21 protein-coding genes are annotated in these 25,849 nt (G+C 53.3%); 20 read left to right on the top strand and 1 reads right to left on the bottom strand.

The window, feature by feature from the left end:
- Window positions 1–252: 252 nt before the first annotated feature.
- From NM96_11060 to NM96_11045, 4 genes are all read left to right on the top strand, one after another.
- The gene (locus NM96_11060; protein AVR80329.1) at window positions 253–2,091 is read left to right on the top strand and encodes a hypothetical protein; all 1,839 of its coding nucleotides are present in this window, start codon (window positions 253–255) and stop codon (window positions 2,089–2,091) included.
- A gap of 84 nt (window positions 2,092–2,175) precedes the next feature.
- Window positions 2,176–3,021 carry a mechanosensitive ion channel family protein gene (locus NM96_11055; GenBank protein AVR79791.1) on the top strand — a complete coding sequence of 282 codons (846 nt, stop codon included), beginning with the start codon at window positions 2,176–2,178 and terminating at the stop codon, window positions 3,019–3,021.
- Window positions 3,022–3,208: 187 nt separating this feature from the next.
- The gene (locus tag NM96_11050) at window positions 3,209–3,703 is read left to right on the top strand and encodes a heme-binding protein (GenBank protein AVR79790.1); all 495 of its coding nucleotides are present in this window, start codon (window positions 3,209–3,211) and stop codon (window positions 3,701–3,703) included.
- A gap of 338 nt (window positions 3,704–4,041) precedes the next feature.
- Complete coding sequence (locus NM96_11045; protein AVR79789.1) at window positions 4,042–8,250, top strand: translocation/assembly module TamB; 4,209 nt, start codon at window positions 4,042–4,044, stop codon at window positions 8,248–8,250.
- Between the two features lie 89 nt (window positions 8,251–8,339).
- On the opposite strand, the gene NM96_11040 is transcribed toward NM96_11045, so the two are convergent.
- On the bottom strand, window positions 8,340–8,957 hold the full coding sequence (locus NM96_11040) for a DUF533 domain-containing protein (protein AVR79788.1): 618 nt from the start codon (window positions 8,955–8,957) through the stop codon (window positions 8,340–8,342).
- A gap of 359 nt (window positions 8,958–9,316) precedes the next feature.
- Here NM96_11040 and NM96_11035 point away from each other — a divergent pair, with 359 nt between their 5' ends.
- From NM96_11035 to NM96_10960, 16 genes are all read left to right on the top strand, one after another.
- Entirely contained in the window at window positions 9,317–9,673 is a 357-nt protein-coding gene (locus NM96_11035) for an NADH-quinone oxidoreductase subunit A (protein ID AVR79787.1), read from the top strand.
- A complete protein-coding gene (locus tag NM96_11030; GenBank protein ID AVR79786.1) occupies window positions 9,664–10,146 on the top strand; it encodes an NADH-quinone oxidoreductase subunit B in 483 nt (160 codons plus the stop codon). Before NM96_11035 ends, NM96_11030 begins: the two co-directional genes overlap by 10 nt.
- Window positions 10,147–10,158: 12 nt before the next feature.
- Complete coding sequence (locus tag NM96_11025) at window positions 10,159–10,752, top strand: NADH-quinone oxidoreductase subunit C (GenBank protein AVR79785.1); 594 nt, start codon at window positions 10,159–10,161, stop codon at window positions 10,750–10,752.
- Entirely contained in the window at window positions 10,742–11,998 is a 1,257-nt protein-coding gene (locus NM96_11020) for an NADH dehydrogenase (quinone) subunit D (GenBank protein AVR79784.1), read from the top strand. Before NM96_11025 ends, NM96_11020 begins: the two co-directional genes overlap by 11 nt.
- Window positions 11,998–12,471, top strand: a complete 474-nt coding sequence (locus NM96_11015) for an NADH-quinone oxidoreductase subunit NuoE (protein AVR79783.1) — start codon at window positions 11,998–12,000, stop codon at window positions 12,469–12,471. The genes NM96_11020 and NM96_11015 overlap by 1 nt, the downstream gene beginning before the upstream one ends.
- A 314-nt stretch (window positions 12,472–12,785) precedes the next feature.
- A complete protein-coding gene (locus NM96_11010; protein AVR79782.1) occupies window positions 12,786–14,081 on the top strand; it encodes an NADH oxidoreductase (quinone) subunit F in 1,296 nt (431 codons plus the stop codon).
- A 58-nt stretch (window positions 14,082–14,139) separates the two neighbouring features.
- Window positions 14,140–16,401 carry an NADH-quinone oxidoreductase subunit G gene (locus NM96_11005; GenBank protein AVR79781.1) on the top strand — a complete coding sequence of 754 codons (2,262 nt, stop codon included), beginning with the start codon at window positions 14,140–14,142 and terminating at the stop codon, window positions 16,399–16,401.
- Window positions 16,402–16,403: 2 nt separating this feature from the next.
- Window positions 16,404–17,480, top strand: a complete 1,077-nt coding sequence (locus NM96_11000; protein ID AVR79780.1) for an NADH-quinone oxidoreductase subunit NuoH — start codon at window positions 16,404–16,406, stop codon at window positions 17,478–17,480.
- A gap of 79 nt (window positions 17,481–17,559) precedes the next feature.
- A complete protein-coding gene (locus NM96_10995) occupies window positions 17,560–18,039 on the top strand; it encodes an NADH-quinone oxidoreductase subunit I (protein ID AVR79779.1) in 480 nt (159 codons plus the stop codon).
- Between the two features lie 11 nt (window positions 18,040–18,050).
- Window positions 18,051–18,722, top strand: a complete 672-nt coding sequence (locus NM96_10990; GenBank protein ID AVR79778.1) for an NADH-quinone oxidoreductase subunit J — start codon at window positions 18,051–18,053, stop codon at window positions 18,720–18,722.
- On the top strand, window positions 18,719–19,024 hold the full coding sequence (locus NM96_10985) for an NADH-quinone oxidoreductase subunit NuoK (GenBank protein AVR79777.1): 306 nt from the start codon (window positions 18,719–18,721) through the stop codon (window positions 19,022–19,024). The genes NM96_10990 and NM96_10985 overlap by 4 nt, the downstream gene beginning before the upstream one ends.
- A gap of 2 nt (window positions 19,025–19,026) precedes the next feature.
- Complete coding sequence (locus tag NM96_10980) at window positions 19,027–21,051, top strand: NADH-quinone oxidoreductase subunit L (GenBank protein AVR79776.1); 2,025 nt, start codon at window positions 19,027–19,029, stop codon at window positions 21,049–21,051.
- 68 nt (window positions 21,052–21,119) lie between these two features.
- Window positions 21,120–21,440, top strand: coding sequence for a cupin (locus NM96_10975; GenBank protein AVR79775.1), 321 nt, complete (start codon window positions 21,120–21,122; stop codon window positions 21,438–21,440).
- Window positions 21,441–21,498: 58 nt separating this feature from the next.
- Window positions 21,499–22,662 (top strand): hypothetical protein, encoded by a 1,164-nt coding sequence (locus NM96_10970; GenBank protein ID AVR79774.1) that lies wholly within the window; start codon window positions 21,499–21,501, stop codon window positions 22,660–22,662.
- 117 nt (window positions 22,663–22,779) lie between these two features.
- On the top strand, window positions 22,780–24,276 hold the full coding sequence (locus NM96_10965) for an NADH-quinone oxidoreductase subunit M (GenBank protein ID AVR79773.1): 1,497 nt from the start codon (window positions 22,780–22,782) through the stop codon (window positions 24,274–24,276).
- Between the two features lie 9 nt (window positions 24,277–24,285).
- Complete coding sequence (locus NM96_10960) at window positions 24,286–25,761, top strand: NADH-quinone oxidoreductase subunit NuoN (protein ID AVR79772.1); 1,476 nt, start codon at window positions 24,286–24,288, stop codon at window positions 25,759–25,761.
- Window positions 25,762–25,849 lie beyond the last annotated feature (88 nt).

The following is a 25,849-nucleotide window of genomic DNA, read 5'->3' as shown; positions in this document are numbered from 1 at the left end:
AAAATATCAATTATTGCGCAGGTTTACATATCAAATCGATTGTTGTGGCGAAAAATGCTTGATTTTTTAGAGAATTGGGCAGTTTGTGCTGTATTTTTCGGATTGGAGGGAGTTAATGTGTTTTGCTTCTGTCGCGCAGGGGCAGGCGCATCCGCCTTTTCAGACGACTCCTCCGTCTCGGGCAGGTTTTAAACCCGATTGAAAATAATGGTAGAATTTAGAACCCTTCTGCCGTTGAAACATTTTTTTGCCATGACCAGACTGACTTCGCCCATTTTGATTGTTTCACTCGCCCTTGCCTACGGACACGCAGCCGCAGCCGATCTGCCGCGTGCCGAAGACTACGAACCGATTCCCGGTTTCAAGCAGGGCGGGCAATCCGAGCAGGCTGACAAAGTAGGCAAACTGACGCCCAAGTTTCCCGTCAAAATCGAAACCAAAAACAGCGAAGTCAAATCCATGCTCGAAGAATACCTGCCGCTGATTACCCAGCAGCAGGACGAAGAGTTGGACAAAGAGCAGGTCGGCTTCCTCGCCGAAGAAGCGCCCGACAACGTCAAAACCATGCTCAAAACCAAAGGCTATTTCAACGGCAGCGTCAACGTCCAAGACAACGGTTCGAGCTATACCGTCGCCGTCAATCCCGGCCCGCGCACCAAAATCGACAACGTCAGCGTCGCCATCCTCGGTGACATCCTTTCAGACGACAACCTTGCCGAGTATTACCAAAAAGCCATGCTCAACTGGCAGCAGCCCGTTGGCGAATACTTTGACCAAGACGGCTGGAGCGGCAGCAAAACCTCCGTCCTCAGCGCAGTAACCCGTAAAAAATACCCGCTTGCCAAACTCAGCAACACCCAAGCCACCGTCAATCCCAACAACAACACCGCCGATCTGAACGTGATCGTCGAAAGCAACCGTCCCATTTATTTCGGCGACTTTGAAATCACCGGTACCCGCCGCTATCCCGACAACGTCGTCGCCGGTCTGGCACGCTTCAAACCCGGCGCGCCTTACGACCTCGACCTCTTGCTCGACTTCCAACAAGCGCTCGAACAAAACGGACATTACTCCGGCGCATCCGTCCAAGCCGACTTCGACCGACTCCAAGGCGACCGCGTGCCCGTCAAAGTCAACGTCACCGAAGTCAAACGCCACAAACTCGAAACCGGTATCCGCTACGATTCCGAATACGGCCTCGGCGGACGCATCGGTTACGACTACTACAACCTCTTCAACAAAGGCTACATCGGCTCCGTCGTTTGGGACATGGACAAATACGAAACCACCCTCGCCGCCGGTATCAGCCAGCCGCGCAACAGCGAAGGCAAATACTGGACGACCAACACGTCCTACAACCGCTCGACCACCCAAAACCTTGAAAAACGCGCCCTGACCAGCGGTATTTGGCGCGTGCGCGACCGCAACGGCATCGAATCGCGCCTCGGTATCGAATTCATCACCGAAGACCGCAAAGTGCCCGATACCAATTACGACCTCGGCCGCAGCCACGCCACCATGCTGACCGCCTCGTGGAAACGCCAAAACATCGAAACCGAGCTGCGTCCCGAAAACGGCTACTACCTCGACGGCAAAATCGGCGCAACACTGGGCAACTTCCTGTCCTCCACCGCCATGGCGCGCGCCACCGCCCGCGCAGGCTATTTCTACACACCCGAAAACAAAAAACTCGGTACCTTCATTGTACGCGGACAAGCAGGCTACGTTTACGCCCGCGAAGGCGAAGACGTACCTTCCAGCCTCATGTTCCGTACCGGCGGCGCATCCTCTATCCGCGGTTACGAACTTGACAGCATCGGCTTGGAAGGTCCGAAAAATTCCGTCCTTCCCGATAGGGCGTTACTGGTCGGCAGCCTCGAATACCAATTCCCGATTACCAAAAGCGTATCCGGCGCCGTCTTCCACGATGTCGGCGATGTTACCAGCAATTTCAAAAACATGACTGTGCAACACGGCACAGGACTCGGCGTACGCTGGTTCAGCCCTGTCGCCCCGTTCTCCTTCGACGTCGCCTACGGACACCAAGACAAGAAAATCCGTTGGCACATCAGCTTGGGCACAAGGTTTTAAGGTCGTCTGAAAATGTGGACAGGCTTGGTGCATAACCAATTAATATCCAAATTTCCAACCATTCTTGAACCATAAATAAAAATTATGAATTTCGATCTCGAAAACTTTTCCTCATTCTCAGGTTGGGGACGTCTCGTTGAAACCGGTATGGCATTCGGCACCAATTTAATTGCTGCGTTGGCGATTTTCCTGATTGGTAAATGGATGGCCTCCCGCCTCGTTATTTTGATGAAAGCTGCGCTGACCCGCGCAAAAGTGGACAGAACGCTCGTCAGCTTCCTCGGCAATGTGGCTAACGTCGGCCTGTTAATCCTGATTATTATTGCCGCGCTGGGCAAGCTGGGCATCCCGACCACGTCGGTTACCGCCTTAATCGGCGGCGCGGGTTTGGCGGTTGCGTTGTCGCTGAAAGACCAACTGTCGAACTTTGCCGCCGGTGCGCTGATTATTCTGTTCCGTCCGTTTAAAGTCGGCGACTACATCAAAGTCAACGGCTTCGAAGGCTTTGTTAGCGAAATTAAAATGGTGCAGACCGCGCTGAGTACGCCGGATAACGAAGAAGTCATCCTGCCCAACAGCGTCGTTATGAGCAACAGCATCGTCAACCGTTCCTCCATGCCGCTGTGCCGCGTGCAGGTGGTGGTCGGTGTCGATTACGCCTGTGATTTGAAAGCCGCCAAAGCCGCCGTCTTGAAAGCCGCCACCGAGCATCCCTTGTGTGTGCAGACCCAAGGCAAAGAAGCAGTAACATTTATTACCAACCTGGGCGACAGCGCCATTGAAGTTACACTTTGGGCGTGGACGAACGAAGCCGATTTGGGCGCGTTCCGCTTCGGATTGAACGAGCAGGTGGTGGAAAACCTGCGTGCCGCCAATATCAATATTCCTTTCCCGCAGCGCGATGTGCATATCATCCAACAACAGGGGTAAGGGTAAATTTCGGATTGGCGAATCCGACCTGCTGAAACCGCGGGCATACGGTGTTTGAAACCCAAAGCCCATCCGAGGTCGTCTGAAAACCTGTCTTATGGTTTTCAGACGACCTTTATTGTTCCCGCCGACAGGCATACAATCAAAAGTGCAGTACCTTTCATTGATTCAATACAAGGAGACAGTTATGCGCGGCATAAAATCAGTTGCATTGTTGTGTACTTTGGCATTGGGTGCGCCGGCGTTTTCGGCGGGTTTGACCAAAACGCTGCCGGGCGATTTGACGACGGCTCAGGCACAGGCGGTGGTACAGGCTTCGATGAAAAAGGCGCGTGAAATCAAGGTGCCGATGAATATTGCAGTCATGGACGCAGGCGGTAATTTGAAGGCGTTTGCGCGTATGGACGATGCGTTTATCGGCAGTATCGATATTGCGCAGAAAAAGGCGAAAACGGCACGCTATTTCAATATGTCCACCCGCGATTTGGGCAAGGCTTCGCAGCCGGGCGGTGAGCTTTACGGCATTGAGGTGACCAACGACGGTTTGGTGATTTTTCCCGGCGGTGTGCTGCTGGTGGATAAAAACGGCGTTATCGTCGGCAGTGTCGGCGTGAGCGGCGGCTCGGTCGATGAAGACGAAAGCGTCGCGAAAGCAGGTGCGGCGGTATTGTCGGGCAGGTAAGCCGCAGCTTGAGGCAACCCGCCGCGTTTCTTTTCATTGATTTGCGTTGGGTTGCTGAAATACGCAGAGGTCGTCTGAAAATGCGGGTCTAAACTCCCGCTGTCTTTTCAGACGACCTTTTTGCATTTGTTGACATTTTTACCGCTTCGGGCATGACGTTCGGGCATATGGGGTCGTCTGAAACCTGAAATGCTGTCTTTCCCAAGCACAATTCGCTGCAATGGGATATGATTATCCTTTTTCAGACGACCTGTCCTGATATGGGGTCGTCTGAAAAGCCGATTCCGTCGGGTGCGGCGGAGTCCTGAGAAGCCGTTAAGCCATACAAGAAAGCCAAGATGTCCGAAACAGCAGTCCAAGAAACCCAAGAAACGCCAAACAGTGTGCCTACGTCGTCTGAAACACAACCCACCCCGCCCAAGCGCAAGAGGTGCTGGTTGCGGGTTCTGTTGCTGACGTTGGTTGTGCTGGTGTGCGCGCTGGCGGGCTTTATCGGCTGGCTGGTGGGGACGGAATCGGGTTTGCGTTTCGGTTTGTACAAGATTCCGTCCTGGTTCGGCGTGAAGATTGCGTCGGAAACGCTGGAAGGTACGCTGGTTAAGGGTTTTCACGGCGATAAGTGGATGATTGAAACGGATGGGGCGGATGTGAAAATCAGCGCGTTCCGTTTTGATTGGAAGCCGTCCGAACTGTTTCAGCGCAGCCTGCACATTACTGAAATTGTGGCGGGCGATATTGCGGTCGTGCCGAAGCCGACGCCGCCGAAAGAGAAAAAGCCGTCCAAAGGGCTGCCTGAGAGCATTGATTTGCCTGTGTTGGTGTTTATCGACCGTTTGGAAACGGGCAGACTCAGCGTGGGCAAAAATTTTGACAAGCAGACGGTCTATCTCGACCATTTGAATGCGGCATACCATTACGACCAGAAAGAACACCGCTTGGATTTGAAAGCCCTCGATACGCCGTGGAGTAATTCGACGGGTTCGGCGGTGGTCGGGCTGGAGAAGCCGTTTGCGCTCAATACGACGATTCAGACGAAGGGCGAGCTGGAAGGCGAGACGATAGAGGGTAAGGCGCGTCTGTGGGGCAGCTTGCAGGACGTGCAGACTGAAATTCTGCTGGACGGCGACAATGTGCATTTGTCGGCGAAATCTACGGTGCATCCGTTTGCCGCTTCGCTGGACAAGATGATCGGCGAGGTGCTGATTAAGGGTTTCAATATAAACCCGACTGCTTTCCTGCCATCGCTGCCTAAGGCAAACCTGACGTTTGACGCGACTGTCGTGCCTTCGTTTACGCACGGTATCGCGCTGGACGGCTCGCTCGACTTGGAAAACAAGGCGGCGGGTTTTGCCGATGAAAAAGCCATTCCGGTGCGCAATATTTTGGCGGACTTCACGATTAACGACAACGGCGTGGTAACCGTCCAAGAATCTGAAATCGGGCTGTTGGAGGAAGGTTCGTTCAATGTCGCCGGTACGGTCGATACGGTGAAAAACGCGCTGGCGCTCAAGATTAATGTGAACAACCTCGTTTCAGACGACCTCGTCCGCACCAATGTTGCCGGTCAGTGGAACGGATTTATCGGCGTCAAAGGCGAAACCGCCTCGCCCGCTATCGACTGGAATCTTGAAAGCGGCAGCGCGCAACTCTCTGGCCTGCTGTCCTTCGTTACCGACAGACAACATGGGCAGCGCACCCTCAAACTCGACCGCGTCCGCGTCGCACCGCAAAACGGCGGCGAACTGACGGCACAAGGTTCGCTCGAACTCTTCAAAGACCGCCTGCTCAAGCTCGACGTTTCCAGCAAGGCGTTCAATCCTTCCCGCCTCGACTCAAAACTGCCCGCCGGCAGCGTCAACGGTACCATCAATCTTTCAGGCGAACTGGCGAAAGAAAAATTCGCCGGCAAAATGCAGTTTGCGCCGAGTACGTTAAACAACGTCCCCCTCAGCGGCAAAGCCGACGTCGTTTACGAATCCGGACACCTCCCGCGCGCGCTGACCGACCTGCGTTTGGGCAACAATATCGTCAAAACCAACGGCAGCTTCGGCAAAAAAGGCGACCGCCTCAATATCGACATCACCGCTCCCGACCTTTCCCGTTTCGGTTTCGGACTGGGCGGGCTGCTCAACACGCGCGGCTACATTTCAGGCGACCTCAAAGGCGGGCTGAAAACCTACGAAGCCGACCTCTCCGGCGAAGCGCGCGCCTTGCGTGTCGGCGAAGCCGTCAACATCCGCATGCTTGATTTCAAACTCAAAGGCACGCCCGACATCAACCGTCCGCTTGCCGCCGACATCAAAGGCAGCCACATCGCCCTTTCCGGCGGCGCGACCGTCGTCGATGCGGTCAACCTGTCCCTCAATGGCACGGGTGCGCAACACCGCATACACGGCAGCAGCAGCATGGCGTTGGACGGCAAACCTTACAAACTCGAAGTCAACGCGGCGGGCGGTCTGAACAAAGACTTCAATCAGTGGAAAGGCAGCGTGGACACGCTCGACATCGGCGGCGCGTTCAACCTCAAACTGCAAAACCGCATGAACCTCGAAGCAGGCGCGGAGCGCGTTTCCATGAGCGCGGCGCGCTGGAGCGTGATGGGCGGCAGCCTCAACCTGCAAAACTTCGTTTGGTACAAAAAAACCGGCATCACCAGCAAAGGCAGTGCGCAAAGCCTGCACATCACCGAGTTGCAAAACTTCGTCAAAATCCCCGTCGAACACAACTTGGTACTCGGCGGCGATTGGGATTTGGCGTACAGCCAAAATGCCCGCGGCTACCTCAACATCAACCGCCAAAGCGGCGACATCATCCTGCCGAACAAAGACCCGAAAAAACAAATGCCCTTGGGTTTGAGCGCGCTCGCCCTGCGCACCCGTTTCCAAAACGGCCGCATCGACAGCACGCTTGAAGGCAATACCCGCTTCGGCAGCGTCAACGCCGATTTGGGCATCAGCCAGCAGTTCGGCAACAAAATCGCCAACGCGCCGGTCAGCGGCAAAATCAACCTCAACGTCCCCGACTTGGGCGCAATCAAAACCTTCCTGCCCGCTACCGCGCAAGGCATTACAGGTCGTCTGAACGCCGCCGCCGCCATAGGCGGGCGCGTCGGTTCGCCCACCATCGCCGCCACCCTGAACGGCACCAGCAACTACGGTACAGCCGAAGGTACGGTCAACATCGGACAGGGCACCAGCATGGACACTGCGCCTTTGAGCGGCAAACTCAACCTCAACGTCGCCGACCTCGAAGTCTTCCGCAACTTCCTGCCCGTCGGACAAACCGTCAAAGGTCGTCTGAATGCCGCCGTCAGCCTTGGCGGACGCGTCAGCGATCCCCAGCTTTCCGGTACGCTCAACGGTGAAAACCTCTACTACCGCAACCAAACCCAAGGCCTCATCCTCGACAACGGCGTTTTACGTTCCCATTTGCAGGGACAACGCTGGATTATCGACAGCCTCAAGTTCCACAAAGGCGGTACGCTCGAGCTGAAAGGCTCCGTCAACCTTGCCAACGCCGATCCAGATGTTGACGTAGATGTCGTCTTCGACAAATACGACACCCTCTCCCGTCCGAACCGCCGCCTGCGCCTCTCCGGCAGCGCGAAAGTGCAATACAACCAGGCCAGGGGCTTCATCCTCAACGGTACGTTGGGCAGTGATTACGGTATGTTCGGTTCGCAAAAATCCTCCATGCCCTCGTTGGACGACGATGTCGTCGTGTTGGGCGAAGAGAAAAAACAAACCGCCGCCGTGACGCCCATCAGTCTCAACCTGACGCTCAACCTCAACGACAACATCCGTTTCGTCGGTTACGGCGCAGACATCACCATAGGCGGCAAGCTGACCATCACTTCCCGCCCGGGCGAAGCCATCCAAGGCGTCGGTACGGTTAAAGTCGTTAAAGGCCGTTACAAAGCCTACGGTCAAGACCTCGACATCACCAAAGGTACGGTTTCTTTCGTCGGCCCGCTCAACAACCCCAACCTGAACATCCGCGCCGAACGCCGCCTTTCCCCCGTCGGGGCGGGCGTCGAAGTCCTCGGCAGCCTCTCCAATCCGCGCGTGACCCTCGTTGCCAAAGAGGCGATGAGCGAAAAAGACAAGCTCTCCTGGCTCATCCTCAACCGCGCCAGCAGCGGCAGCGACGGCGACAATGCCGCACTTTCCGCAGCGGCAGGCGCGCTCCTTGCCGGACAAGTCAACGACAGGCTCGGACTGGTGGACGATTTGGGCATCACCAGCCAACGCAGCCGCAACGCCCAAACCGGCGAACTCAACCCCGCCGAACAAGTGCTGACCGTCGGCAAACAGATTACCAACAACCTCTACGCAGGTTACGAATACGGTATTTCCAGTGCCGAGCAGTCCGTCAAGCTCGTGTACCAGCTCACCCGCGCCATCCAAGCCGTCGCCCGCGTCGGCAGCCGTTCATACGGCGGCGAGTTGAAATACACCATCCGTTTCGACAGGCTCTTCCGTTCGGATTACGAAAACGACCGAAAAATCGAAGAAGCGGAAAAACAAAAAGCCGCGCAAACGCAATAACGCCGACGGAAAGGAAAAGGTCGTCTGAAAACCACACTTGAGGGTTTTCAGACGACCTTCTTTATATTTTTAAGTCTGCCTGCTTATTATCAAGCCAAATCAAGCTGCTTTTCCAAATTTTCCACCAACTGGTCATCCAGTTTCAAGGCTTGCGACAGTCGGCTTAAGAACACGATTTCTTTACGGGATAAATCGGCACACACCAATCTTGCCGCCAGATAGGTTTCCGCGGCCAAAGCTTCATCGTTGCCGACGGCTGCTGCGATTTCCTCGACTGTTGCCGGTCTTTCATATTCGGCGGCAAGCCAGGCGGCGGTTTCTGTATCTGTACCGCTTTCACGGGCAATAACCTGTTTTTCCGTTTCATCAATCGACCCGTCCGATGCGGCGGCTGCAATCATGGTGCGCAGGATGACGCGGCTGTGTGTTTCGGCAAGTTGGCCGACAGGTTCGAACGCTTGTTGCGGCAATTCGGGTTGGTTGCGGTTTTGCTGCCAGCTTTGATAGCCTTTGTAGGCAATATAACCCAAAGCTGCGACCGAACCGGCTTTGACCAGTTTTTTGGTGTTTTTCTTTTTCATCAGCATAGAAGCCAGTCCCGCCACTAATGCACCGCCGCCGAAAGAATTAAGCGGGCTGTCGGCGACGGATTTGCTATTTTTTTGAACCGTTCCCAAAATTTGGTTGAGCAGGTTGTTGAAATTCATTGTGATTGTCCTTTTTGAGGGTGGGTTTTTAAATCATATGGGTATTCAGACTTAAAACAAGGCATGGGGGTGTTAAAGGATGCAAATGCTTATGAAGTATAGGGGAAGTCGTCTGAAAATCAAATCGGGCAGGGTTTCTGGATTGTTAAGCATTACCTGCAAAAAGGATGGCGAACTGTCGGCAAGAGGTAAATAAAACAGTAAGGAACAAAACACAAATAAGAATCGTTATCATAAACTTATTGAATTTATTAAGATTTTTTTGCAGGTTGACCGACATTTACCTTTTAATGGATTTTGAAATTCGATAAAATAGCAGGATATTAAGATTTGTCTGTCAACCAGTTAGGCATAAACCCATGTTGGCCAGTTACTTTCCCGTCCTCGTATTCATCCTTGTCGGTCTTGCGGCCGGCGTGCTGTTTATCCTGCTCGGCACGATTTTAGGTCCGAAACACCACTATGCTGAAAAAGACGCGGCTTACGAATGTGGTTTCGAAGCCTTTGAAAACGCTAGGATGAAGTTTGACGTGCGTTATTATCTCGTCGCCATCCTGTTCATCCTCTTCGATTTGGAGGTTGCGTTTATGCTGCCGTGGGCGGTGGTGTTCAAAGATTTGGGCGCATACGGCTTCTGGTCTATGCTGGTGTTTATCGTCGTTCTGACGGTAGGCTTTGTTTACGAATGGAAAAAAGGTGCGCTGGAATGGGAATAGAAGGCGTTTTGAAAAAAGGTTTCATCACCACCAGCGCGGATACGGTGCTGAACTATATGCGTACCGGTTCGCTGTGGCCGGTTACTTTCGGTTTGGCCTGCTGCGCCGTGGAAATGATGCACGCGGGTATGGCGCGTTACGACCTTGACCGTTTCGGCATTATTTTCCGTCCGTCTCCCCGTCAGGCCGACCTGATGATTGTGGCGGGTACGCTGACCAATAAAATGGCGCCCGCCCTGCGCCGCGTGTACGACCAGCTCGCCGAGCCGCGTTGGGTATTGTCCATGGGTTCGTGTGCCAACGGCGGCGGCTATTATCATTATTCTTATTCCGTCGTGCGCGGTGCCGACCGTGTCGTACCGGTAGACGTTTATGTGCCGGGTTGCCCGCCGACTGCGGAAGCCCTGATTTACGGTCTGATGCAGCTCCAACAAAAAATCAAGCGCACTTCCACCATCGCGCGGGACGAGTAAGGGGAGGACGATATGGCAAGCATTCAAAACTTATACGATACCGTCAGCCGCGTTTTGGGCAATCAGGCAAGCAAAGTCATTTCCGCTTTGGGCGAGATTACCGTTGAGTGTCTGCCCGAGCACTATGTTTCAGTGATGACTACGTTGCGCGACCGTGAAGAACTGCATTTCGAGCTTTTGGTTGATTTATGCGGCGTCGATTACAGCACTTACAAAAACGAAGCATGGCAGGGCAAACGTTTCGCCGTTGTCAGCCAGCTTCTTTCCGTTAAAAACAATCAGCGCATCCGTGTGCGCGTCTGGGTTTCAGACGACGATTTCCCCGTGATCGAATCCGTGGTTCCCGTTTACAACAGCGCGGATTGGTACGAGCGCGAAGCCTTCGATTTGTACGGCATTATGTTCAACAACCATCCCGACCTGCGCCGCATCCTGACCGATTACGGCTTCGTCGGACATCCGTTCCGCAAAGACTTCCCGATTTCCGGCTATGTGGAAATGCGTTACGACGAAGAACAAAAACGCGTGATTTACCAACCTGTTACCATCGAGCCGCGCGAAATCACGCCGCGTATCGTCCGTGAGGAGAACTACGGTGGCCAATAAATTAAGAAACTACACCATCAACTTCGGCCCGCAACACCCTGCGGCGCACGGCGTATTGCGTATGATTTTGGAGTTGGACGGCGAACAAATCGTCCGTGCCGACCCGCATATCGGCCTCCTGCACCGAGGCACCGAAAAACTGGCGGAAACCAAAACCTACCTGCAAGCCCTGCCTTATATGGACAGGCTGGATTACGTTTCCATGATGGTCAATGAGCAGGCATACTGCTTGGCAGTAGAAAAACTCGCCGGAATTGATGTGCCTATTCGCGCCCAATACATCCGAGTGATGTTCGCCGAAGTAACGCGTATCCTCAATCACCTGATGGGCATCGGTTCGCACGCATTCGACATCGGCGCGATGACCGCCATCCTTTACGCCTTCCGCGACCGCGAAGAGCTGATGGACTTGTACGAAGCCGTTTCCGGCGCGCGTATGCACGCAGCCTACTTCCGTCCCGGCGGCGTTTACCGCGACCTGCCCGACTTTATGCCCAAATACGAGAGCAGCAAATTCCGCAACGCCAAAGTATTGAAGCAGCTCAACGAATCCCGCGAAGGCACCATGCTCGACTTCATCGACGCCTTCTGCGAACGCTTCCCGAAAAACATCGACACACTCGAAACTCTCCTGACCGACAACCGCATCTGGAAACAACGTACCGTCGGCATCGGCGTTGTCTCCCCCGAACGCGCCATGCAGAAAGGCTTTACCGGCGTCATGTTGCGCGGTTCGGGCGTGGAGTGGGACGTGCGTAAGAAACAGCCGTATGAAGTGTACGACCAAATGGATTTCGACATCCCCGTCGGCGTCAACGGCGACTGCTACGACCGCTACCTCTGCCGTATGGAAGAAATGCGCCAATCCGTACGTATTATCAAACAATGTGCCGACTGGCTGCGCGTCAATCCCGGCCCGGTCATCACCACAAACCACAAATTCGCCCCGCCCAAACGCACCGAAATGAAAACAGGCATGGAAGACCTGATTCACCATTTCAAACTCTTCACCGAGGGTATGCACGTTCCCGAGGGCGAGACCTACACCGCTGTCGAACACCCGAAAGGCGAGTTCGGCGTTTACATCATTTCAGACGGCGCAAACAAACCCTACCGCCTGAAAATCCGCGCACCCGGCTTCGCCCACCTGCAAGGCATGGACGAAATGGCAAAAGGCCACATGCTCGCCGACGTTGTTGCCATCATTGGTACGCAGGACATCGTATTCGGGGAGGTTGACCGATAATGTTATCCGCAGAATCCTTAAAACAAATCGACATCGAGTTGGCGAAATATCCCGCCGACCAACGCCGTTCCGCCATCATGGGCGCGTTGCGCATTGCCCAAACCGAAAAAGGCTGGCTCGCTCCCGAAACCATCGCCTTTGTTGCCGACTATATCGGCATCACGCCGGCGCAGGCATACGAAGTCGCCACTTTCTACAATATGTACGACCTCGAGCCTGTCGGCAAATACAAACTGACCGTCTGCACCAACCTGCCCTGCGCCCTCCGTGGCGGCATGGATACCGGCGAATACCTGAAGAAAAAACTCGGTATCGGCTACGGCGAAACCACGCCCGACGGCAAATTCACCCTCGTCGAAGGCGAATGCATGGGCGCATGCGGCGATGCCCCCGTTATGCTGGTAAACAACCACAGCATGTGCAGCTTTATGACTGAAGAGGCGATTGAGAAGAAACTGGCGGAGTTGGAATAGGTCGTCTGAAACGACGATTTAAACGTAGGTCGGATACTTGTATCCGACAGAGTGGGTAAAAAGGCAAAATGTCGGATTCAAGAATCCGACCTACTAAAATACCGAAATGCCGTCATTCCCACCTGCGCGGGAATGACGGCAGACAAGTAAAGTGGTCGAGATCCAACCAAAACGAATAGAAGGTCGTCTGAAAATATCGATTTGATAAACTAGATTTTATTTCAGACGACGTTACAAGCCGATACACAAAGACATCTTAAGGTCGTCTGAAACAGCGGCCGCAACCGATACGAAAACGAACAGGCACACCAAAAATGGCTATTTACCAATCAGGCGTGATTTTTGACCAAGTGGATACCGCCAATCCCGACTGCTGGACATTGGACGAATACGTCAAACGCGGCGGTTACAGCGCGCTGCGTAGAATCCTGTCCGAAAACATCTCGCAAACCGACGTGATTGACGAAGTCAAAACCTCCGGTCTGCGCGGGCGCGGCGGTGCGGGCTTTCCGACCGGCTTGAAATGGAGCTTTATGCCCCGTTCCTTCCCCGGCGAAAAATACGTCGTCTGCAACACAGACGAAGGCGAACCGGGTACGTTCAAAGACCGCGACATCATCATGTTCAACCCCCATGCCCTGATTGAAGGCATGATTATCGCCGGTTACGCGATGGGTGCGAAAGCGGGCTACAACTACATTCACGGCGAAATTTTCGAAGGTTATCAACGCTTTGAAACCGCACTCGCTCAAGCGCGCGCCGCAGGTTTTTTGGGTAAAAATATTTTAGGTTCGGACTTCGAATTCGAACTCTTCGCCCACCACGGCTACGGCGCATACATTTGCGGCGAAGAAACCGCATTGCTCGAATCGCTGGAAGGCAAAAAAGGCCAGCCGCGCTTCAAACCGCCGTTCCCCGCCTCGTTCGGCCTGTACGGCAAGCCGACCACCATCAACAATACCGAAACCTTCGCTTCCGTACCGTTTATCGTCCGCGACGGCGGTCAGGCGTTTGCCGACAAAGGCATTCCGAATGCAGGCGGTACTAAATTGTTCTGTATTTCCGGTCATGTCGAGCGTCCGGGCAACTATGAAGTGCCGCTAGGCACGCCGTTTGCCGAAATCCTGAAAATGGCGGGCGGTATGCGCGGCGGTAAAAAACTCAAGGCCGTCATTCCCGGCGGTTCGTCCGCGCCAGTTTTGCCTGCCGATATCATGATGCAGACCAATATGGACTATGACTCGATTTCCAAAGCCGGCTCGATGCTCGGTTCCGGCGCGATTATCGTGATGGATGAAGACGTGTGCATGGTCAAAGCCCTTGAACGGTTAAGCTACTTCTACTACGACGAATCCTGCGGCCAATGCACCCCCTGCCGCGAAGGCACCGGCTGGCTCTACCGCATCGTCCACCGCATCGTAGAAGGCAAAGGCCGCATGGAAGACTTGGATTTGCTGGATTCCGTCGGCAACCAAATGGCAGGCCGCACCATCTGCGCCCTCGCCGATGCCGCCGTCTTCCCCGTCCGCAGCTTTACCAAGCATTTCCGTGATGAATTTGTGCATTACATTGAACACGGCGGACCGATGAAGCCGAATAAGTGGTGCTAAGTTTTCAGACGGCCTCTAAAAGAATTATTTATCAAATACCCGTAACTAGGAACGAACCATGTTACAAATCGAAATCGACGGCAAACAGGTATCTGTGGAGCAGGGCGCGACGGTGATTGAGGCCGCGCACAAGCTCGGTACTTATATTCCGCATTTCTGTTACCACAAAAAGCTCTCCATCGCCGCCAACTGCCGTATGTGTCTGGTGGATGTGGAAAAGGCCCCCAAACCGCTGCCCGCCTGTGCCACGCCGGTAACGGACGGCATGATTGTGCGCACGCATTCGGCGAAGGCCCGCGAGGCGCAGGAAGGTGTGATGGAGTTCCTGCTCATCAACCATCCGCTCGACTGTCCGACCTGCGACCAAGGCGGCGAATGCCAGTTGCAGGATTTGGCGGTGGGCTACGGTAAAACCACCAGCCGCTACACCGAAGAAAAACGTTCCGTCGTCGGCAAAGACATGGGGCCTTTGGTTTCCGCCGAGGAAATGAGCCGCTGCATCCACTGCACTCGCTGCGTACGTTTCACCGAAGAAATCGCCGGCTTGCAAGAAATTGCGATGGCGAATCGCGGCGAACACTCCGAAATCATGCCCTTTATCGGCAAAGCGGTGGAAACCGAGCTGTCGGGCAACGTCATCGATTTGTGCCCCGTCGGCGCGCTGACCAGCAAACCGTTCCGTTTCAACGCGCGTACTTGGGAGCTGAACCGCCGCAAATCCGTTTCCGCCCATGACGCTTTGGGCAGCAACCTGATTGTACAAACCAAAGACCATACCGTCCGCCGTGTGCTGCCGCTGGAAAACGAAGCGATTAACGAATGCTGGCTGTCCGACCGCGACCGTTTCGCCTACGAAGGCCTGTATCACGAAAGCCGTCTGAAAAACCCGAAAATCAAACAGGGCGGCGAATGGATGGACGTGGATTGGAAAACTGCGTTGGAATATGTCCGCAGCGCAATTGAATGTATCGCCAAAGACGGCAACCAAAACCAAGTCGGCATTTGGGCGAACCCGATGAATACGGTTGAAGAACTGTATCTGGCCAAAAAACTCGCCGACGGTTTGGGCGTTAAAAATTTCGCCACCCGTCTGCGCCAACAGGACAAACGTCTTTCAGACGACCTCAATGGTGCGCAATGGCTGGGACAAAGTATCGAATCGCTGGCGGACAACGAAGCCGTACTGGTGGTCGGTGCGAACCTGCGCAAAGAACAGCCGCTTCTGACCGCCCGCCTACGTCGCGCTGCTAAAGAGCGCATGGCCTTGAGCGTGTTGGCAAGCAGCAAGGAAGAGTTGTTTATGCCGCTTCTGGCTCAGGAAGCGGTGCATCCCGACGAGTGGGCAGGTCGTCTGAAAAACCTGTCTGCCGATGCGGAAAACGCGATTACCGTGAGCCTGAAAAACGCTGAAAAAGCAGCGGTGATTTTGGGCGCGGAAGTGCAAAACCATCCCGATTACGCTGCGATTTACGCCGCCGCACAAGAGCTGGCGGACGCAACCGGCGCGGTGCTGGGTATTTTGCCGCAGGCTGCCAACAGCGTCGGTGCGGACGTATTGGGCGTGAACTCAGGCGAGAGCGTTGCCGAAATGGCAAACGCGCCGAAACAGGCAGTCTTGCTGCTCAACGTCGAACCGGAAATCGATACGGCGGACGGCACAAAAGCCGTAGCCGCGTTGAAACAGGCGAAAAGCGTGATGGCGTTTACGCCGTTTGTCAGCGAAACACTGCTGGACGTGTGCGACGTATTGTTGCCGATTGCGCCGTTTACCGAAACATCGGGCAGCTTCATCAATATGGAAGGCCGTCTGCAATCCTTCCACGGTGTCGTTCAGGGCTTCGGCGACTCGCGTCCGCTGTGGAAAGTGTTGCGCGTATTGGGCAACCTGTTTGACCTGCAAGGCTTTGAATACCACGATACCGCCGCGATTCTGAAAGACGCGTTGGACGCGGAAAGCCTGCCGTCCAAACTGAGCAACCGTGCCGCATCGACTCAAAAAGATTTTCAGACGACCTCAAGCCGCCTCGTGCGCGTGGGCGGAGTCGGTATTTATCACACCGATGCCATCGTGCGCCGTTCCGCGCCGTTGCAAGCGACCAGCCATGCCACCGTGCCTGCCGCGCGCGTGAATCCGAACACTTTGGCGCGTTTAGGCCTGCAAGACGGACAAACCGCTGTCGCCAAACAAAACGGCGCAAGCGTATCGGTTGCAGTCAAAGCCGATGCCGGTTTGCCTGAAAACGTGGTGTATCTGCCGCTGCATACCGAAAATGCCGCGCTGGGTGCGTTGATGGACACTATTGAACTGGCGGGAGCTTGATTATGCAGGAATGGTTCCAAAACCTCTTTGCCGCAACGCTCGGTCTGGGCGATTTGGGCATCACCGTGGGCTTGGTGGTATCCGTCATCGTCAAAATCGTGATTATCCTGATTCCGCTGATTCTGACCGTCGCCTACCTGACGTATTTCGAACGTAAAGTCATCGGCTTTATGCAGCTTCGCGTCGGTCCGAACGTAACTGGCCCGTGGGGTCTGATTCAGCCGTTTGCCGACGTGTTCAAACTCTTGTTTAAAGAAGTTACCCGTCCGAAGCTGTCAAACAAAGCCCTGTTCTACATCGGCCCGATTATGTCGCTCGCCCCGTCTTTCGCGGCGTGGGCAGTGATTCCGTTCAACGAAGAATGGGTGCTGACCAATATCAATATCGGTCTTTTGTATATCCTGATGATTACCTCGCTGTCGGTTTACGGCGTGATTATCGCGGGCTGGGCTTCCAACTCCAAATATTCGTTCCTAGGCGCAATGCGTGCTTCCGCACAAAGCATTTCCTACGAGATTGCCATGAGTGCCGCGCTGGTGTGCGTCGTGATGGTGTCGGGAAGCATGAACTTCTCTGACATTGTCGCCGCGCAGGCAAAAGGCGTCGCGGGCGGTTCCGTGTTCTCGTGGAACTGGCTGCCGCTGTTCCCAATCTTTATCGTCTATCTGATTTCCGCCGTTGCCGAAACCAACCGCGCACCGTTTGACGTGGCGGAGGGCGAATCTGAAATCGTTGCCGGACACCACGTCGAATATTCCGGCTTTGCGTTCGCGCTGTTCTTCCTTGCCGAATACATTTTCATGATCCTGATTGCCGCGCTGACCTCGCTGATGTTCCTCGGCGGCTGGCTGTCCCCCTTCCCGCAAAGCTGGGGCATTATCGGCACGCCTTCCGCATTCTGGATGTTCGTGAAAATGGCGGCGGTGCTGTACTGGTATCTGTGGATTCGTGCAACCTTCCCGCGCTACCGCTACGACCAAATCATGCGCTTGGGCTGGAAAGTGCTGATTCCCATCGGCTTCGCCTATATTGTGATTTTGGGTCTGTGGATGATTTCGCCGCTGAATTTGTGGAAATAAGTTTCAGACGACGTATCAAGGTCGTCTGAAAACGCAGTTTTGAATATTTAACGGAATCCCTGTTTTGAGGGAACAGAATATGGCTAATTTAGTAAAAACTTTCTTGCTCGGCGAACTCGTCAAAGGTATGGGTGTAACGCTCAAAAACTTTTTCGCCCGCAAAGACACGATTTATTTCCCCGAAGAGAAAACGCCGCAATCGGTACGTTTCCGCGGCCTGCACGCGCAGCGGCGGTATCCGAACGGTGAGGAACGCTGCATCGCGTGTAAATTGTGCGAGGCGGTGTGTCCGGCAATGGCGATCAACATCGAATCTGAAGAACGCGAAGACGGCACGCGCCGCACCAAGCGTTACGACATCGACCTGACCAAGTGCATCTTCTGCGGCTTCTGCGAAGAAGCCTGTCCGACCGATGCGATTGTGGAAACCCATATTTTTGAATATCACGGCGAGAAAAAAGGCGACTTGCACATGACCAAGCCGATCCTCTTGGCAATCGGCGACAAATACGAAGCCGAAATCGCCAAGCGCAAAGCCGCCGACGCGCCGTACCGTTAAGGAGCAGACGAATGACTTTTTCCGCGATTCTGTTCTATATCCTTGCCGCCATCGTCTTATACGGCGCGCTGCGTACCGTTACCGCGAAAAACCCTGTCCACGCCGCTTTGCATCTGGTGCTGACCTTCTGCGTGAGCGCGATGATTTGGATGCTGATGCAGGCGGAGTTTTTGGGCGTTACGCTGGTGGTCGTGTATGTCGGCGCCGTGATGGTGCTGTTCCTGTTCGTCGTGATGATGTTGAATATCGACATTGAGGAAATGCGCGCTGGTTTCTGGCGGCACGCGCCTGTTGCCGGTGTGGTCGGTACGCTGTTGGCGGTTGCCCTGATTCTGATTCTGGTCAACCCGAAAACCGACCTTGCCGCATTTGGTTTGATGAAAGACATTCCTGCGGATTACAACAACATCCGCGATTTGGGCAGCCGTATTTATACCGATTATCTGCTGCCGTTCGAACTGGCGGCGGTATTGCTGCTGTTGGGTATGGTAGCGGCGATTGCGCTGGTTCACCGCAAAACCACCAATCCGAAACGTATGGATCCTGCCGACCAAGTTAAAGTGCGCGCCGACCAAGGCCGTATGCGCTTGGTGAAAATGGAAGCCGTGAAACCGCAAACCGAATCTGCGGAAGAAAACGAAGTTTCAGACGACCTCAAGCCGAAAGAGGAGGGCAAAGCATGATTACCTTGACGCATTATCTGGTATTGGGCGCGCTCCTGTTCGGTATCAGCGCGATGGGCATCTTTATGAACCGCAAAAACGTGCTGGTCTTGCTGATGTCGATCGAGCTGATGCTCTTGGCGGTAAACTTCAACTTTATCGCCTTCTCGCAGCATCTGGGCGATACCGCCGGACAGATTTTCGTATTCTTCGTACTGACCGTCGCCGCTGCCGAATCCGCCATCGGTTTGGCGATTATGGTGCTGGTGTACCGTAACCGACAAACGATTAATGTTGCCGATTTGGACGAGTTGAAAGGGTAATCATGAACGATATGACTTTATATTTGACAATTGCCCTTGTTCCGTTGGCAGGCTCGCTGATTGCGGGTTTGTTCGGCAATAAAATCGGACGTGCCGGCGCGCATACGGTTACGATACTCGGCGTGGCGGTGTCCGCCGTGCTGTCGGCTTATGTGCTGTGGGGCTTTATCGACGGCAGCCGCGCTAAGTTTGACGAAAATGTCTATACTTGGCTGACGATGGGCGGTTTGGATTTTTCCGTCGGCTTTTTGGTCGATACGATGACGGCGATGATGATGGTCGTGGTAACGGGCGTGTCGTTGATGGTGCATATCTACACCATCGGCTATATGCACGATGAAAAAGTCGGCTACCAACGCTTCTTCAGCTATATTTCTTTGTTTACATTCAGCATGTTGATGCTGATTATGAGCAACAACTTCGTCCAGCTCTTCTTCGGTTGGGAAGCGGTGGGCTTGGTGTCGTATCTCTTGATCGGTTTCTATTTCAAACGTCCGAGCGCGATTTTTGCCAACCTGAAAGCCTTTTTGATCAACCGCGTCGGCGACTTCGGCTTTTTGCTCGGTATCGGCTTGGTGCTTGCCTATTTCGGCGGCAGCCTGCGTTATCAGGACGTATTCGCCTATCTGCCCAACGTACAAAATGCCACCATCCAGCTTTTCCCCGGTGTGGAATGGTCTTTGATTACCGTAACTTGCCTGCTCCTGTTTGTGGGCGCGATGGGTAAATCGGCGCAGTTTCCGCTGCATGTTTGGCTGCCCGATTCGATGGAGGGTCCGACGCCGATTTCCGCATTGATTCACGCCGCGACGATGGTTACGGCGGGTCTGTTCATGGTGTCGCGTATGTCGCCGATTTACGAAATGAGCAGCACTGCGCTGTCGGTCATTATGGTTATCGGCGCGATTACCGCCCTGTTTATGGGCTTCTTGGGCGTGATTCAAAACGACATCAAGCGCGTGGTTGCGTATTCCACCCTGTCGCAACTGGGCTATATGACCGTGGCTCTGGGCGCGTCCGCCTATTCAGTGGCGATGTTCCACGTCATGACCCACGCCTTTTTTAAAGCCTTGCTGTTCTTGGCGGCGGGTAGCGCCATTATCGGTATGCACCACGACCAAGATATGCGCCACATGGGCAATCTGAAAAAATACATGCCGATTACTTGGCTGACCATGCTGATCGGTAACTTGTCGCTGATCGGTACGCCATTCTTCTCCGGCTTCTACTCCAAAGATTCGATTATCGAAGCGGCGAAATACAGCACCCTGCCGGGCAGCGGCTTTGCCTATTTCGCCGTCCTCGCCAGCGTGTTCGTTACCGCGTTTTACGCGTTCCGCCAATACTTTATGGTGTTCCACGGCGAAGAAAAATGGCGCAGCCTGCCTGAGCATCATGATGATCATCATGGCGAAGAACATCACGGCTTGGGCAAAAACGACAATCCGCACGAAAGCCCGCTGGTCGTTACCCTGCCGCTGATTCTGCTTGCGATTCCGTCCGTCATCATCGGCTACATCGCCATCGAACCCATGCTCTACGGCGATTTCTTCAAAGACGTGATTTTCGTCAACGCCGACGCGCATCCGACCATGCACATCATGAAGGAAGAGTTCCACGGCGCATTGGCGATGGTGTCGCACAGCCTGCATTCGCCCGTCCTTTATCTCGCTATCGCAGGCGTATTGAGCGCATGGCTTTTGTACGTCAAACTGCCGCACCTGCCCGCCAAAATCGCGCAGACGTTCCGTCCGGTTTACGTTTTGTTTGAAAACAAATACTACCTCGACGCCCTGTATTTCAACGTCTTCGCCAAAGGCACGCGCGCATTGGGCAACTTCTTCTGGAAAGTCGGCGATACCGCCATTATCGACAACGGCATCGTCAACGGCTCCGCCAAACTGGTTGGCGCGATTGCCGCTCAGATACGCAAAGTCCAAACCGGCTTTATCTACACCTACGCCGCCGCTATGGTGTTCGGCGTATTGGTCCTGCTCGGCATGACTTTCTGGGGATTGTTCAGATAAAGGCGGGGTTTCAGACGACCTGTTCATAGTTTTGTAGAGGTCGTCTGAAAAAAGAAATGTGAGAAACCATGCCCGACACACAAACCATCCGCTCCGCCGAATTTACCGCTTCCCACGCATGGGGCGCACTCGACATCGCCAATATGAACGGCACCACCGTGCGTTTGCACTGGACGGACCAGCCTTACAAATGGCACGTCAACGACGGAGAGGAAGTGTTTGCCGTGATGGACGGCGAAGTCGATATGCACTACCGAGAAAACGGCGAAGAACACATCGTTCGGTTGAAAAGCGGCGACATCTTCTACGCAGGAATCGGCACGGAACACGTCGCCCATCCGTGCGGCGAAGCGCGGATTTTGGTGATCGAGAAAGAGGGCAGTGTTTGAGGTCGTCTGAAAAGAGGGTTTCAGGCTGCAATGGAATTGTAGGTTGGAGTAAGAAGAGATGACGCAGTTGTTTTTACATTCAGATACATCAAATGATAAGGAACTGATTTCAATATATGAGAAAGCTGTTTCAGAGGCAGTAGAGCTGTATATTTTCTCTGCGTATCTCACTCATTGGGATGTAAAAAATAAGCTCAATAGCAAATTGCAAGAGTTTAAATTTATTTTTGGACAAGATTTCGGATTGTCTAAAAAAGAGGCTATTCGGAAAGTGTTGAAATGGCTTCCGTCCCATTTGAAATTCACATTGATGGTAGCTCAAGGCATTCAGGGTTTTCATCCTAAAGCTGTATTTTGGAAGAATGATAAGAATGAATATTATGCTTTAATCGGTTCTTCAAATTTGACTCATGCTGCGTTTAATAGCAATTATGAAGCAAATATTTTGACTAAAATTTCTGAGCAGGATTTTATAAAAGCCAAATCTTGGGCTGATGAAATTGCGATGAAATCTATCCCAGTATCGGAAGATTGGCTTGAGGAGTATCAGGAAGCTGAAATTAACTATAAGAAATCAACTGTTAGACAATCAGTGATGGATAAGTTATTTATGGAGATGCCAAATTATAATCAAGAATTGATTGCGGCACGGAGAAAGCAGATGAGAAACCATCAAACTGTGTGTAATCAATTAAAAAATCTTATTAAGCAATGTGCAGCAGGAAAAATAGACAATAATGATTTTTATGGGGAATTTAATAAATTATGGTCTTGGAAAAGCGAAAATAAAGGAGAAGGGGTAGGCAATCGTTTTCAAGATAAAACGTGGAAAAGGACGGGTAAGTCTTCAGATTTTAGAAAATTATGCATTGCCATCCAATCAGTTTTTGATGCTCCACTTACTGAGAGAGATAATGTGGTTGCCAAGCAAATTGATTGGCTAAAAGAATGTGGGGTTTCCACTCGTGGTTCAGTTTTTTCTGAAATGCTTTGTCAAGAATATCCAGATAGATATCCTGTTTTAAATGCTCCCATTAAAAAATTTTTAGAAGAAAATAAATTTAAGTCTGCAAAAGGAGCAAGCGAAGGCTCCAAATATATTGATTTAAGTATGAAGTTAAGAGCTTTACTAGCTATGCAGTCAGAAATAAAAGATTTGGCTGAATTAGATGTTTTAGTACAGGCAGAATATCGCAATCGTACAGATATTGATTGGGAGTAAGTAAAGAAGGGGGAGAGTATTCATCCCTTCTTTCAGACGGCCTCTTAAAACGTCAAACGTCGTCTGAAAAACCAACCCACACAACTATATTTTTATTTTAACCACAGGTTAACCACTATGTTTTCCAACTACCTACTCAGCTTGGCAATATGGATACCCATCGCTGCGGGCGTGCTGGTTTTGGCGACGGGGCCGGACAGCCGTGCGCCGCTTGCCCGCGTGCTCGCTTTAATCGGTGCGCTTGCCGGTTTCTTGGTAACGCTGCCCTTGTTTACGGGTTTCGACCGTTTGAGCGGCGGCTATCAGTTTACCGAGTTCCACGAGTGGATTCCGCTTTTGCGGATCAACTACTCGTTGGGGGTGGACGGTATTTCGGTGCTGTTTGTCATTCTGAACGCGTTTATCACGTTGATGGTGGTGCTGGCGGGTTGGGAAGTGATTCAGAAGCGTCCGGCGCAGTATATGGCGGCGTTTTTAATCATGTCGGGCCTGATTAACGGCGCGTTCTCAGCGCGGGATGCCCTGCTGTTTTATGTGTTCTTCGAGGGTATGCTGATTCCGCTGTACCTGATTATCGGCGTGTGGGGCGGTCCGCGCCGCGTGTATGCGTCGGTGAAGCTGTTTCTCTATACGCTGATGGGTTCGTTGCTGATGCTGGTGGCGATTGTGTATCTGTCTTACCAAGTCGGCGGCTTTGCGATTGAGGATTTCCAAAACATCAAACAGATTCCGCTGGGCGTACAACAGCTTTTGTTTGTGGCGTTTTTCCTGTCGTTTGCGGTGAAAGTGCCGATGTTCCCCGTGCACACTTGGTTGCCGGATGCCCACGTTGAGGCGCCGACCGGCGGTTCGATAGTATTGGCGGCGATCACGCTGAAATTGGGCGCATACGGCTTTTTGCGCTTCATCCTGCCGATTCTGCCCGACGCGTCGCGCTATTTCGCGCCGGTCATCATCGTGTTGAGTCTGATTGCGGTGGTGTATATCGGTATGGTCGCGCTGGTGCAGACCGATATGAAAAAACTGGTGGCGTATTCGTCCATCAGCCATATGGGTTTCGTTACCTTGGGGATGTTCTTGTTCATTAACGGACAGTTGAACGACTGGGCGTTGAAAGGCGCGGTCATTCAGATGATTTCGCACGGTTTCGTGTCGGCGGCGATGTTTATGTGTATCGGCGTGATGTACGACCGCCTGCACACGCGCAATATCGCCGATTACGGCGGCGTGGTGAACGTGATGCCCAAGTTTGCGGCGTTTATGATGCTGTTTGCGATGGCAAACGCGGGTCTGCCGGCGACTTCGGGCTTCGTGGGCGAGTTTATGGTGATTATGGGCTCGGTCAAAGTGAATTTCTGGGTGGGCGCGCTGGCGGCGCTGACGCTGATTTACGGTGCGTCTTACACGCTGTGGATGTATAAGCGCGTGATTTTCGGCGCGGTCGGTAATCCGCACGTTGCCGATATGAAAGACATCAACTGCCGCGAATTTGCGATTCTGGCGATTTTGGCGGTTGCGGTATTGGGTATGGGCCTGTATCCGCAGGCGTTTATCGAAGTGGTGCATCAGGCGGCAAACGATTTGATTGCCCATGTGGCGCAAAGCAAGATTTGAGGTGTGCGAATGAACTTGATTGATTTGAACTTAATGCCTGCCATGCCCGAAATCGTGCTGTTTGCGCTCTTGATTGCTGTATTGCTGGCAGATTTGTGGATTAGCGATAAAAACCGCTATCTGACCCATCTGATGAGCTTGGGAACCGTTATTATCGTAGCGGTTACGCAGCTGGCAGTGTGGGAGCAGGGCAGTACGCTGGCGTTTCACGGGATGTATATCGCCGACGGTATGTCGCGCCTGTCCAAGCTGGTGTTGTACGGGCTGACCTTCGGGCTGTTTATTTACAGCAAACCCTATAATCAGGCGCGCGGTATTTTTAAAGGCGAGTTTTATACTTTATCGCTGTTTGCCCTGTTAGGCATGAGCGTGATGGTGAGCGCGGCGCATTTCCTGACCGCCTATATCGGTTTGGAACTTTTGTCGCTGTCGCTTTATGCCATGATTGCGTTGCGCCGCGATTCCGGCCGCTCCGCCGAGGCCGCACTCAAATATTTCGTCTTGGGCGCGCTGGCTTCCGGTCTGTTGCTCTACGGTATTTCGATGGTGTACGGCGCGACGGGTTCGCTGGAATTCGCCACTGTTTTGGCGTCGTCGTACAGCGAGCTTGCCAACGAATGGCTGTTGAAACTGGGGCTGGTGTTTATCGTTGTGGCGGTAGCGTTCAAACTGGGCGCGGTGCCGTTTCATATGTGGGTGCCCGACGTGTACCACGGCGCGCCGACATCCGTCGCCGCGTTTGTCGGTACGGCGCCGAAAATTGCCGCCGTCGTCTTTGCCTTCCGCATCTTGGTTACCGGTTTGGGAACGGTGCATCACGACTGGTCGCAGATGTTCGCCGTGTTGGCGGTGGCATCGCTGTTGATCGGTAACCTTGCCGCCATCATGCAGGCCAACATCAAACGTATGCTTGCCTATTCCACCATATCGCATATGGGTTTCATCCTGCTGGCGTTTATGGCGGGGGCGGTCGGTTTCGCGGCGGGTTTGTATTACGCCATTACTTATGCGCTGATGGCGGCGGTCGGTTTCGGCGTATTGATGGTATTGTCCACCGACAATATCGAGTGTGAAGAAATCAAAGATTTGGCAGGTTTGAACCAACGCCATGCCTGGTTTGCCTTCCTGATGCTGCTGGCGATGTTCTCGATGGCGGGTATTCCGCCGCTGATGGGCTTTTACGCCAAATTCGGCGTGATTAAGGCTTTGTTGAGCGCATCGACCGCCCAAAACGCCGCCATGGCGGGCAGTACATACATCGTACTTGCCGTGTTCGCCGTAGTGATGTCGTTAATCGGCGCGTTCTACTACCTGCGCGTAGTCAAGGTCATGTATTTCGACGAATCTGCCCATGACCAGCCCGTTGGCAGCAACTATGTCGCCAAATTCTTCCTAAGCGTCAACGCGTTCCTGCTGATTTTGTGGGGCATCATGCCACAAACGGTGATTGACTGGTGCGCTAGGGCTTTGGAAAACACCTTGTAAAGTGATGAACCGAAACGGCAGCCGTGTCAGAGGCTGCCGTTTTTGTTAAGATACGCAGCTCAAGATTGTTTTTTCAGACGGCCTTTTG

It is taken from the genome of Neisseria mucosa (genome assembly GCA_003028315.1).
In the GTDB taxonomy this organism is placed as follows: domain Bacteria; phylum Pseudomonadota; class Gammaproteobacteria; order Burkholderiales; family Neisseriaceae; genus Neisseria; species Neisseria mucosa.
The sequence above is the reverse complement of the archived record's forward strand: the minus strand, read 5'-3'. Positions and strand labels throughout refer to the sequence as shown.